Source organism: Helicobacter sp., assembly GCF_014799995.1.
In the GTDB taxonomy this organism is placed as follows: domain Bacteria; phylum Campylobacterota; class Campylobacteria; order Campylobacterales; family Helicobacteraceae; genus Helicobacter_D.
Genome location: NZ_JAAVGY010000014.1, coordinates 21535 through 34839 on the forward strand (window position 1 = coordinate 21535; position 13305 = coordinate 34839).

At 37.3% G+C, this 13305-nt stretch carries 21 protein-coding genes; 13 read left to right on the plus strand and 8 right to left on the minus strand.

The genetic code is table 11. The features are described from left to right. Positions 1-19: 19 nt before the first annotated feature. Positions 20-1009, plus strand: coding sequence for a DNA-directed RNA polymerase subunit alpha (locus tag HDT10_RS02935; RefSeq protein WP_290879807.1), 990 nt, complete (start codon positions 20-22; stop codon positions 1007-1009). Positions 1010-1021: 12 nt separating this feature from the next. Next, positions 1022-1372 carry a 50S ribosomal protein L17 gene (rplQ, locus tag HDT10_RS02940; RefSeq protein ID WP_290879809.1) on the plus strand — a complete coding sequence of 117 codons (351 nt, stop codon included), beginning with the start codon at positions 1022-1024 and terminating at the stop codon, positions 1370-1372. A 112-nt stretch (positions 1373-1484) separates the two neighbouring features. Here the strand turns inward: rplQ and mog are convergent, their stop codons facing one another. From mog to HDT10_RS02965, 5 genes are read right to left on the minus strand one after another with little or no spacing between them, the layout of a single operon-like run. Then, positions 1485-2021: a molybdopterin adenylyltransferase gene (gene mog / locus HDT10_RS02945; RefSeq protein ID WP_290879812.1), complete on the minus strand. Its 537-nt coding sequence runs from the start codon at positions 2019-2021 to the stop codon at positions 1485-1487. 2 nt (positions 2022-2023) lie between these two features. After that, positions 2024-2518, minus strand: coding sequence for a molybdopterin-guanine dinucleotide biosynthesis protein B (gene mobB / locus HDT10_RS02950; RefSeq protein WP_290879815.1), 495 nt, complete (start codon positions 2516-2518; stop codon positions 2024-2026). Positions 2519-2530: 12 nt separating this feature from the next. Next, the gene (locus HDT10_RS02955) at positions 2531-2986 is read right to left on the minus strand and encodes a molybdenum cofactor biosynthesis protein MoaE (protein ID WP_290879818.1); all 456 of its coding nucleotides are present in this window, start codon (positions 2984-2986) and stop codon (positions 2531-2533) included. After that, positions 2987-3208: a MoaD/ThiS family protein gene (locus HDT10_RS02960; RefSeq protein WP_290879821.1), complete on the minus strand. Its 222-nt coding sequence runs from the start codon at positions 3206-3208 to the stop codon at positions 2987-2989. A 9-nt stretch (positions 3209-3217) separates the two neighbouring features. Beyond that, complete coding sequence (locus HDT10_RS02965) at positions 3218-3571, minus strand: hypothetical protein (RefSeq protein ID WP_290879824.1); 354 nt, start codon at positions 3569-3571, stop codon at positions 3218-3220. A 71-nt stretch (positions 3572-3642) separates the two neighbouring features. On the opposite strand from HDT10_RS02965, the gene HDT10_RS02970 reads away from it, so the two are divergent. Next, positions 3643-4020, plus strand: coding sequence for a RidA family protein (locus HDT10_RS02970; protein ID WP_290879827.1), 378 nt, complete (start codon positions 3643-3645; stop codon positions 4018-4020). After that, complete coding sequence (locus tag HDT10_RS02975) at positions 4017-4229, plus strand: hypothetical protein (RefSeq protein WP_290879829.1); 213 nt, start codon at positions 4017-4019, stop codon at positions 4227-4229. The genes HDT10_RS02970 and HDT10_RS02975 overlap by 4 nt, the downstream gene beginning before the upstream one ends. A 93-nt stretch (positions 4230-4322) precedes the next feature. On the opposite strand, the gene HDT10_RS02980 is transcribed toward HDT10_RS02975, so the two are convergent. Genes HDT10_RS02980 through HDT10_RS02990 form a run of 3 tightly spaced genes read right to left on the minus strand, consistent with a single transcriptional unit; the run spans position 4323 to position 5723 of the window. Beyond that, the gene (locus HDT10_RS02980) at positions 4323-4754 is read right to left on the minus strand and encodes an EVE domain-containing protein (RefSeq protein ID WP_290879832.1); all 432 of its coding nucleotides are present in this window, start codon (positions 4752-4754) and stop codon (positions 4323-4325) included. A gap of 17 nt (positions 4755-4771) precedes the next feature. Further along, positions 4772-5548, minus strand: a complete 777-nt coding sequence (locus HDT10_RS02985; RefSeq protein ID WP_290879834.1) for a hypothetical protein — start codon at positions 5546-5548, stop codon at positions 4772-4774. 4 nt (positions 5549-5552) lie between these two features. Then, positions 5553-5723, minus strand: a complete 171-nt coding sequence (locus tag HDT10_RS02990; RefSeq protein ID WP_290879836.1) for a hypothetical protein — start codon at positions 5721-5723, stop codon at positions 5553-5555. Between the two features lie 150 nt (positions 5724-5873). Here HDT10_RS02990 and HDT10_RS02995 point away from each other — a divergent pair, with 150 nt between their 5' ends. The 9 genes from HDT10_RS02995 to HDT10_RS03035 all read left to right on the plus strand — a co-directional run. Further along, a complete protein-coding gene (locus tag HDT10_RS02995) occupies positions 5874-6083 on the plus strand; it encodes a hypothetical protein (protein ID WP_290879838.1) in 210 nt (69 codons plus the stop codon). Positions 6084-6221: 138 nt separating this feature from the next. Beyond that, entirely contained in the window at positions 6222-6536 is a 315-nt protein-coding gene (gene rplU / locus HDT10_RS03000; protein WP_290879853.1) for a 50S ribosomal protein L21, read from the plus strand. 25 nt (positions 6537-6561) lie between these two features. Then, positions 6562-6819, plus strand: coding sequence for a 50S ribosomal protein L27 (gene rpmA / locus HDT10_RS03005; RefSeq protein WP_290879840.1), 258 nt, complete (start codon positions 6562-6564; stop codon positions 6817-6819). Between the two features lie 65 nt (positions 6820-6884). Further along, positions 6885-7985, plus strand: a complete 1101-nt coding sequence (gene obgE, locus HDT10_RS03010) for a GTPase ObgE (RefSeq protein WP_290879843.1) — start codon at positions 6885-6887, stop codon at positions 7983-7985. Further along, on the plus strand, positions 7972-8751 hold the full coding sequence (gene proB, locus HDT10_RS03015) for a glutamate 5-kinase (RefSeq protein WP_290879844.1): 780 nt from the start codon (positions 7972-7974) through the stop codon (positions 8749-8751). Before obgE ends, proB begins: the two co-directional genes overlap by 14 nt. Positions 8752-8840: 89 nt before the next feature. Continuing rightward, on the plus strand, positions 8841-9425 hold the full coding sequence (locus HDT10_RS03020; RefSeq protein WP_290879845.1) for a DedA family protein: 585 nt from the start codon (positions 8841-8843) through the stop codon (positions 9423-9425). Between the two features lies 1 nt (position 9426). Beyond that, the gene (locus HDT10_RS03025; RefSeq protein WP_290879847.1) at positions 9427-10854 is read left to right on the plus strand and encodes a leucyl aminopeptidase; all 1428 of its coding nucleotides are present in this window, start codon (positions 9427-9429) and stop codon (positions 10852-10854) included. A 9-nt stretch (positions 10855-10863) separates the two neighbouring features. Beyond that, complete coding sequence (gene ychF / locus HDT10_RS03030) at positions 10864-11970, plus strand: redox-regulated ATPase YchF (RefSeq protein WP_290879849.1); 1107 nt, start codon at positions 10864-10866, stop codon at positions 11968-11970. Between the two features lie 68 nt (positions 11971-12038). Next, a partial coding sequence (locus tag HDT10_RS03035; RefSeq protein ID WP_290879850.1) for a DUF262 domain-containing protein occupies positions 12039-13305 on the plus strand: 1267 nt, incomplete at its 3' end.

Sequence of the window (13305 nt, forward strand, 5' to 3'; positions counted from 1 at the left end):
TTTGTAGGAAGGTGTTAGTATGAAAAGTATTAAAACTTCTCCACATGTTCCAACGAAAATTGAAGTCAAAGAAATTAGCGCAAACAGAATCCAAATTATGGCATATCCTTTTGAATCTGGATATGCTATTACTTTAGCGCACCCTTTGCGTAGATTATTACTTGGAAGTTCGGTTGGGTTTGCTCCTATTGCTTTAAAAATTGTTGGCGTAGCACACGAGTTTGATTCTGTGCGTGGTATGGTAGAAGATGTTTCTCATTTCATCGTGAATCTTAAAACGATTCGTTTCAAAGGTAGAGATGAGAGTGAAAGCATTAGTGTAGATTATAAATTTACAGGTCCAAAGGTTATTACGGGTGCAGATTTGGCAAATGATATGGTAGAGGTTGTTACCCCTAATATCCATTTGGCAACTATCAATGAAGATGCGGTGTTAAACTTCTCTATCGTGATTTGTAGAGGAATTGGTTATGTACCAAGTGAAGAAATTCGCAATCAAGTGTCAGAGGGTTTTATGCCGCTTGACGCTTACTTCACTCCTGTTACCAATGTAACTTACAATACTGAAAATATGCTTGTAGAAGATGACCCTAATTATGAAAAGGTAATTTTTGATATTCAAACAGATGGACAAGTAGATCCATTGACAGCCTTTAAAAATGCTTTAGGCGTTATGCACAAACAAATGGCTATCTTTAATACAGAATTAAATATTGAAGTGCCAGAAATGATGAATGGAGATGAAGAACGTCCAGAAATTAAGACATTGTTGCAAACTATTGATAGTTTGAATTTTAGTGCGCGATGTTTTAATTGCTTGGATAGGTCAGGCATTAAATATCTAGGCGAACTCGTGCTTCTTAGTGAAGACCAAATCAAAAACATTAAGAATCTAGGCAAAAAATCTTTAGATGAGATTACCACAAAATTAGATGAATTGGGTTATCCTATCGGTAAAGAAATCCCAGAAGATTTGGTTGCGCTACTTAAGAAAAAATTTTCTAACTAAAAAGGATAACAAATGAGACATGGACATGGATATAGGAAGCTAGGGCGAACGAGCTCTCATAGAAAGGCTTTGTTAAAGAATCTTTCAATCGCCCTAATTGTAAGTGAGAAAATTGAAACAACACTTCCAAAAGCAAAAGAATTGCAAAGTTATTTTGAAAAATTAATCACGAAAGCAAAAAAGGGTGATTCTATGGCGCATCGCTTAACTTTTTCTCATTTGCAACATAAAGATTCTGTGAAAAAGCTAGTGAAAGAAATTGCACCAAAATATGCTAATAAAAATGGTGGTTATACAAGAATCATTAAAACAAGAACAAGAGTAGGTGATGCTGCTCCAATGGCTCTTATTGAGCTTGTTTAAGTTTGGACAATAAGATTCCTAGCGAATCTTATTGTATGATTTTATATTACAAATCCCCCTAATAACAACTTACGATACTAATCCCTCTAACATAAAAGAATAGTTGCAAATTTTAAGATTTTGGACGAAAAGCCTTGATAATATTTTCGTTTGTCTCTAAATAGCTTGCGCCAATCAAATCTAGACAATAAGGAATCGCAGGAAATACAGCATCTAAACATTCGCGAATAGACTTTGGTTTGCCCGGAAGATTGACAATTAGGCTTTGGTTGCGGATTCCAGCACTTTGACGCGAGAGAATAGCGGTTGGAACATATTTCAAGCTTGTTTGACGCATAAGCTCACCAAATCCCGGAAGCATTTTGTGGCATACTGCCTCTGTTGCTTCGGGCGTAACATCGCGCGGTGCTGGTCCTGTGCCCCCTGTGGTTACAATCAAATCGCATTGCTCCTCGTCCGCAAGTTGTATTAGATTCTGTTTGATTGCCTCAAAGTCATCGGCAATCACCCGATAAACACATATAAAGGGCGTCGTCAAGTATTCCTCTAGGGTTTCATAGATTGCTTTGCCTGAAATGTCCTCATAAATACCGGCGCTTGCTCTATCCGATAGCGTCAAAATACCGATTTTTGCTTGTTTTTTATCCATTGTTAAGATTCCTTGATATTTGTGTCAATCCATTCTAAAATCTGCCGAATTTCATTTAAATCCAAAATTGGCAGATTATAAGAGGCGAGCGATTCTTTATTGATAGTGGAATCTACTGCGATGGCTTGAATGTAAGGCAAGAAACGCGTATCAAATGTATTTCTTGCTACACAGATTCTAGGTAATGGTAGTTCTTTGAGCCCCTCAACGAATAAATAATCGTATGCTTTGAAGTGTGTCAAGAGAGATTCAAGGCTTAAAGATTGGTGGAATCTTAAAGTCGTTTGTGTCGCCCCAAGTATCGCAATGTCAGCTCCTGTTTCAAAAAAACGCGCAGAATCCTTACCCGCAGTGTCCAAAATGGCTTTGTCCTTTGGGTCGTGTTTGATAATACCAATGCGTTTTTGTGGAGAATGTGCTTTAAGGTGTAGTGCGATTTTTTCAATCAAAGTCGTTTTGCCACTATTGGAATTGCCTGTAAATGCAATGGCTTTCATTATTTATTCTTTTTAGTTTAAGATTCCACTATGTGGCAGGCGGTAACTACGTTCTTTGGCATAAATTCTTTGCCCATTTTTCAAATCATACTTCCAAATGGGTGCGCGATGCTTGAAATCCTCAATAAATTCCTCAAATATTTCTAAAGTCGCGCGCCGTTTGGGGCTAAAAATCCCTGCCATATAAGAGCTTTGATGATTCAAAACATCGCCCCTAGAATGCGCCATTTTGAGCAAAACTTCTTTCGCAAGTGCTTTTTTTGCCCAACCTAAAAACCATTGCTCTAGTAAGGGCGGATAAATATCAAAGCTCAAGCCATCGCAGTCATTTTCTGCACGTACAATCCCTGTAAAAACCGCATTTGCACCTAAATTAGCCTGCGCTCCAAGCTCAAACCAATTTTTGTAAATCGCAAGGGTATCCAATGCACCCTCAAAAATTTCTAATCCATTGACTTGGCTTTGCATTTATCCACCACAAACAGGAGGCAACAACACAATCTTATCGCCGTTTTTGATAGGGGTATCTAGCGAGCTAACGATTTCGTTGTTTAAAGCAATGGCGCAGTCTTTTAACCAATCTTGTAATTCTGGAATCGCTTGTAATTCTTGTTTTAATGCGTAAAAATCCTTTGCTTGACTTTGAAAGGTTTTATTGCCAAGCGGTCCTAAAAATTCAACTTCTATCATTGTTTCACCTTATAGTAAATCCATACGTTCTTCTTGTATTTGGTAGGGCACGATTTCGTTAGGTTGTTTTGTTTCTTTTGCATCTCTTGGATAAAATTTGCCCGGATTTTTTCCGCTAGATTTTACGCTTGGGGTTTTATTGACAGAGAGAATCTTGCCTGTTTTGCCATCTACAAAAAACATAGAATCCTGCGGATATTTGCGCATTTCTTCTTGCAAGGTTGCGTCAAAGGGCGTGAGCGGGGGGACTTTGACGATGACTTTAGGTTCAACAGGGGGTGGGGTGGTTTGCACGAAGTTGTCCGCATTAGCAAAAGTGCCGATACAGAAAGTCGCAAGTAGAAGTCTAAAAAGAGATTTCATCAATTTTCCTTATAATTAATTTGGCTATAATTTTATAACATTTAAAAGATAAAGTAAAGGAGATTCCCAAAATGTTGGACATTATTACGACACAAAATGCACCCCAAGCCATTGGTCCTTATTCCCAAGCAATAGAGGCAAAGGGAGTGATTTATACTTCAGGGCAAATTGGATTGACTCCGCAGGGAGCATTGGTTGAGGGGATTGAGGCGCAGACGAGGCAAGTGCTTAGCAATCTTAGCGAGGTTTTAAAAGCAGGTGGAAGCAGTTTGCAAAATGTTGTAAAGACTACGATTTTTTTAAGCAATATGGACGATTTCGCGCTTGTGAATGCAATCTATGCGGAGTTTTTCGGAGAGCATAAACCCGCTCGAAGCACGGTAGCGGTGAAAGCATTGCCCAAAGGTGCTTTAGTAGAGATTGAGTGTATTGCGTTAGGGCTTGAGTGAGGATAGCCCACTCTCTCCTTGCAAGCACAAGCGGAGCAATTCAGATAAAAGAATCTTGCAAGGACGAAAGCTATCTACTGCCTCATTGCGAGGACTGCAAGGACGAAGCAATCTATAATCTTGCATATCATAAGGTTTTGCAATGGAATCTCTTAAGGGAGATTCTACATTATGGATTGCCACAGCCTTTTACAAAGGCTTCGCAATGACAAAAGCTAAGTTTAAACTTGCTCACAATAATGCAGTAAAGATTTTATTTACAGAATCTCTACCAAGCAAATTTTGCAATGGTAGAGAAAAAATTATTCATTGCATTGTGCTAGTGAGCAAATATACTCAAATTGTTCTTTTGTTGTGGCGAAAAATGTCCCATAGAATAAATTGCTTTTATTCGCAGTAAAAGGTGAGTATTTATCAGCATTAGAAGCAAGAATCTTTTGATAATGTTCGTCTTTTGTAATGCTATCTAGGGGTACTTTAGTTTTTTGCTTAAAAGTAAGTTTCATTTTGCTATTATTCTCAAACTTTTCGCTGACTTCAAGCACTGCCGTGAAGCTATGTGTAGTCGTTTCATAGCATAGCACTTTATCGCCCTCTCTCATTTGCTCAAAGCAAGCGGTATGCTTCCCGCTTCTATCACCATTGGCACCGTGTTTCCACCATTCCCATATCGCACCATATTCCTCTTGCCAATCCTTATCGTATTCTTTACATACACATATCCAATAGCGCATAACCTGCTCCTTATAGATTATTTAGTTTCTCTAAATTTAAGAACATGTGCAGGGTCTAAGTCTTTGAGAAGTTTGACTTTGTTCTCATCAAATGTTATGTAAGTAACACTATAACCTCTTTTTACATCAACTTTTTTCCTAACTTTTTCTATAGGGGCACAAGCCTCTTCTATGATTTTTTTCGTGTGATTAATTTCTTTGTCCGCTTCTTTTTGAACTCTGACTTTTAAAAAATCTCTAAAGTCGTAGTAGAGGTCTGATAGGGTATCATCATCTAAAGTGGTGTTTGCCTTTTTTTCCCCATATCCTACCACCATTTTTGTAGTGTCGTTACTTTTTGCTTTCTTTTCTAAGAAACGATAAACTTCTTTAATAGTTTGTGTTCTCACTTGTTGTTCTTTTTTATCTTTATCCCAGTCTTTAAAAAGATATTCAAAGATTTCTAAAACATCTTTAATAGGAATATCTAATTTAAGCTTTTCTAATAGATTAAACTCTTTCGCATAATTATAGATGAAACCCGACTTTACATCTTCATTCCACCCAATATAGTCGTTATCATTTCGTAAAAATTTATTGACTGCTCGTATCTGTTGTTCTTTTTTGTCTTCGTTGTATTCCGTCCCAAAGTAATATGCACCCTTTCTTCCATAATCGTTATATTCCGCAAGACTATACAAAAGCACAATTACTTCTTTAGAGCATATGAGGTCTCCCTCTTTTACCTTTTTATTATAATCAGATTCAATTCTCTTGAGGTTCGTGATATTAAAAGGAATGCCAATGCCTAGCATAGATTCACTCGTTACTTGATGATTTGGTATACAGATTTGGTATACAATAGTTTTGTTCAGATTCCCAAATTTCCTCCTGAATTTCTGGATCATAGCCATTAAAAGGTAATTCTACCGCATTTAATCCTGTTGCTAGCAGTAATCCTGCCAATGTACCACATAATTTGTTTTTCATCTTTTTCCTTTAAGTATTAAAATGGTATTTGGCAATAATACGATATATTTTCTTAAATATTGATTTATATACGAAATATTATCGCAATTTGAAATCAAGAGAAAGTTTTATTTAATTCGCTTAACAAAGCACATAATTAAGGGAATCTAAATGAAATACACACAACAAGACAAAGCGAGAATCTTACGCATTACCACGCGCACTTTGCAGCGGTGGAAATACACTAAACCCGAACTCTTTGCCATTATTGAAGCGGGCTTTAAAATGCATGAGAAAATCTACACACAAGAAATGTATAATGAGGAAATCCAATCCCTTATCAAATCCATTGACCCCCGCACGCTTCCCTCATCTCATTAAACCAACACAATTTACTTTAGCTTTTAGTTTCACAAATCCGCATTGCTCTATTGTTTCAAGTAATCTTAATAAAGTTTGAGCTAGAATTACGCCTTTTATTAGGTTTAATAAAAAGAACTTCAAATTTAAGGATATTGTATTATGTATGCAATCATTAGGAATGGAGGCAAGCAATACAAGGTTAAGCAAGGCGACATTATTTTGCTAGATTGCTTAAATCTTGAGCCAAAGTCAAAAGTTGAAGTGAAAGAAGTTTTAGCTATCTGCGAGGGTGATAATGTGAAGCTTGGCACGCCTTATGTGAGCGGTGCAAAAGTAGAATTAGAAGTTATCAACGAGGGCAGAGGCAAAAAGGTCATCACTTTTAAGAAAAGACGCAGAAAAGATAGCAAAACCAAAAGAGGTTTTAGAAGAGACTTCACGCGTGTTCGTGTAGTTACGATTGCGGCTTAAGCATTGCGACATATAAGGAGTTAATATGGCACACAAGAAAGGTCAGGGTAGCACCCAAAACAACCGCGATTCTGCGGGACGTCGTTTGGGTGTTAAAAAATTCGGTGGGCAATTTGTTCGTGCTGGAAATATCATCATTCGCCAAAGAGGGACAAAGGTTCATCCCGGAAATAATGTAGGTATGGGCAAAGACCATACAATTTTTGCATTAATGGACGGTGTTGTTTCTTTTGAAAGAAAAGATAGAGAACGTAAAAAAGTCTCTGTGATTCCTGCTTCTTAAACTTCCACATTTTTAGGATTCTTAAAGAATCCTAAAAGATTCTTTCTAACTTTTAAGGCTATTGAATGTTTGTTGATAGTGTTCAAATCTTTGTGTCTTCAGGCAAAGGCGGCGAGGGTGCGGTTTCTTTTCGCAGGGAGAAATTTGTGCTTAATGGCGGTCCTGACGGAGGCGATGGCGGCAAAGGGGGGAATGTGTATTTTCAAGTGGATAACAATACCGATACACTCTCACACTTTAGAGGACATAAATGCTTCAAAGCCCAAAATGGACAGCCCGGTCAGGGGCGCAATAAGCACGGCAAAAAAGGCGAAGATTTGGTGATTGTCGTGCCACCGGGAACACAAGTATTTGAAGACAATCAATTATTATTAGACTTATTAGAGGGCGAAAAAGTCTTATTTTTGGAGGGTGGCAAAGGTGGTTTGGGCAATTCGCATTTCAAAAGTGCGACAAATCAACGCCCCACCTATGCGCAAAAAGGCTTGCCCGGGATTGAAAAAAACATTCGCCTAGAATTGAAGCTGATTGCAGATGTTGGCTTGGTTGGTTTCCCTAATGTTGGCAAATCTACCCTTGTAAGCACACTTTCAAATGCCAAGCCGCAGATTGCAAATTATGAATTTACAACACTCATTCCAAGCTTAGGAATCGTAAAGGCTGGTGATTACCAATCGTTTGTGATTGCGGATATTCCGGGAATTATTGGCGGTGCGAGTGAGGGCAAAGGCTTAGGATTAGAGTTTTTGCGCCATATTGAACGCACGCGATTCTTGCTTTTTGTGCTAGACCTCGCAAATTATCGTTCTTTAAAAGAACAATTTTCTACATTAAGGACGGAATTGGAATGTTTTAGCCCTAAGCTTGCAAAAAGTCCTTTTGGGATTATGTTTTCTAAGCTTGATACACAAGGGGGATTAGAGAGTGCAGAATCACGAAGTTATCAAGAATCCATTAGCGGGTTTTTAGAGGAGTTTGGATTCCAATTAAAGATAGGAGAAAATCCCTTGTTGTTTATACAGAAAGATAAAGAGGACTTCAACGTGGATTATGATTTCAATCTACCACTTTTCGCGCTAGCTGTTTCTAGTGTGAGTGGAGAAAATTTAGAATCCTTGCGATTCCTTTTATATACTTGTTTAAAGGATTTGAATGCACAAAAATAGAATTGTAATCAAGGTTGGCAGTGCGATTTTGGTAGAAAATCAAAAGGTAAATCTTGCGCGGATAGAATCCTTAGCGCGATTGATTAGCGAATTAAATACAACTTATGAAATTATTTTAGTCTCCTCTGGAGCGGTGGCTTCAGGCTTCACGGCGTTAGAATTGGACAAAAAGATTCTAGCTAATAAACAAGCTTTGGCAGCCATTGGACAACCGCTTTTAATGCAAATTTATGCAGAGGCACTTCGCCCCTATGGAATCTTAAGTGCGCAAGTCTTGTTTTCTGGTTATGATTTGGATTCAAGGAAGCGCACGCAGAATGCGCGTAATGCAATGGAAGTTTTGCTAAAAAATAAAGTTTTGCCTATCATTAATGAAAATGATGTTACGACAACAGGCGAGCTAATGTATTTGGGATTTGGCGATAATGACCAACTTTCCGCCTATGTGGCACATTTTTTTGACGCTTCGCTTTTGGCAATCTTGAGTGATATTGATGGTTATTATGAAGAGAATCCGAAAGAAAATCCCAATGCGAAAATGCGTAAGAGAGTAACGAAGATTTCACCGACAGAATTGCAAGCCGAAGCGACACCCAATAACGCCTTTGCTACAGGTGGAATCGTAACCAAATTAAAAGCGGCGCAATTTTTGCTAGACAATAACAAAGAAATGTTTCTTTCTAGCGGAAAAGACTTGAATATTTTAAAAGATTTTCTTTTGCATTCCAAACATACTAAGGGCACATTATTCACGCCTGATAAATAATTTGTGTTTTTATGCGGATAAAGCATAAGAGAGAATGTTAAGCAAATTTTTGCTAAAATTTAGCTTTATTTTATTCTTAAGAAATGCTAATGGAACAACTCTTTACACAATGGCTACAAGAATATGGCTATATTATTTTATTTATTTGGAGCACTTTAGAAGGCGAGCTTGGGCTGATTATGGCTGGAATTATGTGTCATACAGGGCATATGACGATTCCTATTGCGATTATTGTAGCGGGATTGGGCGGATTTGTAGGCGACCAAGTGTATTTTTATATCGGAAGATATAACAAGCAATTTATTTATAAGAAGCTAAAAACCCAACGCAGAAAGTTCGCGCTTGCGCATTTGCTTTTGCAACGTTATGGTTGGCCCATTATCTTTGCCCAAAGATATTTGTATGGTATGCGCACGGTGATTCCAATGAGTATTGGCGTTACACGATATAGTGCAAAAACTTTTGCGCTGATTAATCTTATCAGTGCGATTGTTTGGGCTGCAATTACGATTTTGCTGGCTTATTTTTTCGGTGAGCAACTGCTTCAAATTGTGCATTATGCCAAAGAGCATTATTATATTGCGATTCCATTTGCGATTCTTTTAGGGGGTGGAATTTATTATTATATGCACAGAGCCACAGCAAAAGCGGAACAAAAAATTACAGGAAAGTGAAATGAAAATCTTAACAAATGCTAAAAAAGTCGGAGAATTAGAAGTCGTTATTTTGCGTGATAAAAAATTACCAAAAAACTTAACAAAAGTTGAAAAAGACGCGCTAGAGATTCAAAATTACAAGGGTGAGGGTTGCTGCTTCGTAAGAGAAAGTAAGAGGTTTTTTGTCGGAATTGAGAGCTACAACTATCCTTTTCCTAATGCCGTGCGTGATGCGCTTGCTAGTGCGATTGGAGGTATTAGAAAGCTTAAAATAAAGTCCGCCTCTATCATAGTGGAATCACAACAAGAAGCGAAAGAGGTTTGCGAGGGAATCTTACTTGGTTCTTATGTCTTTGATACTTTTAAGAGCAAAAAAAGTGAAAGTCATCTTAAAGAGATTTATTTGAGTTCCTCTAAATTGAAGCAGGTAGAGCTTGAGGGAATTGTGAGAGAATCCCAAATCTTGAGTGAGAGCATTAACCAAGTGCGCGAAATTATCAATACGCCGCCAATGATTGCCACGCCAAAATACATTACTACTTACGCACAAAGAATCGCAAAAGAATCCGGATTGGAATGCAAAGTGTATGATAAGAAGTTTTTAGAAAAAGAAAAAATGGGCGCATTTTTAGCAGTGGCAAAGGCAAGCGTAAATGAGCCTTATCTCGTGCATTTAAGCTACAAACCCAAAATGCCAAAAGGCAAAAAATTGCCAAAGATTGTGCTTGTCGGCAAGGGTTTGACTTATGATTCTGGAGGGCTTAGCCTTAAGCCGGGCGAGTTTATGACGACAATGAAGTCAGATAAAAGCGGTGCGTGCGCAGTGCTTGGGATTTTGGAATCTGTGGCGAAATTGGGTGTGCAGGCTGAAGTGCATGGAATCTTGGGATTAGCAGAAAATATGATTGGCGGGAATGCGTATAAGCCTGATGATATTTTGATTGCACGGAATCAAAAGAGCATTGAGGTGCGCAATACTGACGCAGAGGGGCGTTTGGTGCTAGCGGATTGTTTGAGTTTTGCAAGTGATTTGAATCCGGATTTTTTGATTGATTTGGCTACGCTTACAGGGGCTTGTGTCGTGGCTTTGGGAGATTATAGCACGGGGATTATGGGTTATAATCAAAAGCTAAAAGAGGATTTTGCCAAAGCAGCCTTTGAAGCAGGGGAGCTAAGCGGAATCTTGCCCTTTAATCCTTATTTAAGAAAACTATTTAATTCCGAAGTGGCAGATTTATGCAATATCCCCTCTAGTCGCTATGGAAGCGCAATCAGTGCGGGAATGTTTTTAGGTGAATTTGTCGCAGAATCTCTAGTGCAAAAATGGCTGCATTTAGACATTGCAGGACCTGCTTATGTAGAAAAAGCTTGGGGAGTAAATCCTTTTGGTGCAAGTGGTGCAGGGATTCGTGCAGTGGTGCAATTTATTTTAAACAAAACAAAATAAAGGAAATCTATGGGGCTATCAATCGGAATCGTAGGACTTCCTAATGTGGGCAAATCCACGACTTTTAATGCACTAACTAAAACGCAAAACGCCCAATCTGCAAATTATCCCTTTTGCACGATTGAGCCAAACAAGGCGATTGTGCCTGTGCCTGATACGCGTCTTTTGGAGTTGGCAAAAATCGTCAATCCGCAAAAGATTCAGCATTCTGTGGTGGAGTTTGTGGATATTGCTGGGCTTGTCAAAGGAGCGAGTAAGGGCGAGGGCTTGGGGAATCAGTTTCTAGCAAACATTAAAGAAACGGAAGTGATTTTGCATCTCGTGCGTTGTTTTGAGGATTCTAACATTACGCACGTAGAGGGTAGCATTAATCCTTTACGTGATGTGGAAATCATAGAGACAGAATTACTCATCGCCGATATGCAAACCTTGCAAAAACGCGTGGAGAGATTGACTAGAAGTGCCAAAAGCGGCACGGATAAAGAGGCAAAGGCGCAATTAGAAGTTGCCCTCGCTCTTTTGAAGCATACGGAGGAGGGTTCTCCCGTGCGCACTTTTGAGGATAAGGCAAATGAATGGTTTTTACTTTTGGATAGAGAATTGCGATTCTTGACAAACAAAGAAATTATTTATGGTGCAAATGTAGATGAGGTGGGTTTGGAATCGGATAATACTTTCGTGGTTCAATTAAGAAAATATGCGAAAGAACAAGGGGCGGAGGTGATTAAGCTTTGCTCTAAAATTGAAGAAGAGTTGGTGGGTTTAAGCGAGGAAGAGCAGGGAGAGTTTCTCCAAGAATTAGGGGTGAGTGAGAGCGGATTAGATGCGATAATTCGCTTGGGCTTTGAGAAATTGGGCTTGATTAGTTATTTCACTGCTGGGGTAAAAGAAGTGCGTGCTTGGACGATTCATCAAGGCGATAAAGCACCTGTCGCCGCAGGAGTGATTCATAAGGATTTTGAAAAAGGCTTCATTCGTGCCGAAGTCATTGCTTATAGGGATTTTATCAAATATGGCGGGGAAGCGAAATCCAAAGAAGCGGGCGCGATGCGTGTCGAGGGTAAGGACTATGTCGTGCAAGACGGCGATGTGATGCACTTTAGGTTTAATGTGTAAGGGTTAGATAAAAGATTTTTGGATATAATTTTTAATGTTTAAATTTATTTAAAATTAAGGAGAAATTTATGGAAGCAAAAGAAAAAAATTTTGGTCAAATTATGCAAAGGGCAAATGTTTTTAAAATTCCATTTTTTCAAAGGGCTTATGTATGGGAAAAAGAAAAGCATCTGGAAAAATTTTTTGATGATTTATATGAGAGTTTTAATAGTAAAAATGAACATTTTTTAGGTTCAGTAATTTTAAAAGCTTCATCAGGTAACGATAATTATGTTAGCGTAATTGATGGACAACAAAGATTAACAACTTTTTCTATATTAATGAAAGTGCTTTATGATAATTTAGAAGAAGATAAGAAAAAGTTTTTTAGAGATTGTCTTTTTGAAGCCTATAAAAGTGATAATTCACCAAGAATCATTCATTCAAAGCTAGATAAAGAATCTTATGTGAAAATTTTTGAACAAAGTGAAGATGTTTTAGATATTAAAACCGATAATAAGATTATAGTTTGCTATCAATTTTTCTCCCAACAGATAAAAGAAAAAAATATGGAGACGAATGATATTTTTGAATTTTTCAAGTTTCTTAAAGATTCTAAAATATTGGTGGAAGTTTGTTTGGATAGTAAAGAAGATGAACAAAAAATCTTTGACTCTATTAATTCTACAGGGGAGCCCTTAAGCTCTACTGATATTATAAAAAATGCACTTTTTGATAAAATTATTAAAGAAAGTAGTGAAGAAGAAGCTATTAAATTATATGGGCAATATTGGCAATCTATTTTTGAAGAAAAAGAGGAAGAAAAAAACTTTTGGAATACCAAAATTGGTAAAGAGCAAAGATATAAAAGCGAGATTTTTTTACATGCTTTTGCTGTGATTGAGAATTTTTTTGACTATTCTAAAAAACATAATATTAGCCATCTTGCTTCTTTATATAAAGAATATATTAAAAATTTCAATAGCAGTAAACTTGAAGTTTTTTTGAAGAAAATCAAAGAATACTCTACAATTTATAGGAATTTTCCACAAATTATAGATACAAAAGATGAAAAGACATTATTCAATTTTAATTGGAGATTAAGACTTTTTCATATAGTGGATGAATACGGTGTAAATACTACTTTGCCTTTATTGCTTAAATTAGAATATCAGTTAAAAAATGACATTGAAAATTTAGAGAAATGTTTTAAATTGCTTGAAATACTTTTATTATGTAATAATCAGACAAAATCTTATAATGTCTTTTTTGCAAAACTAACACAGAAATTACCAAAAAATAATAATGAAATCTGTAAGTATTTAAAAGAAGAGATTATAAAAGATTATAAAGATA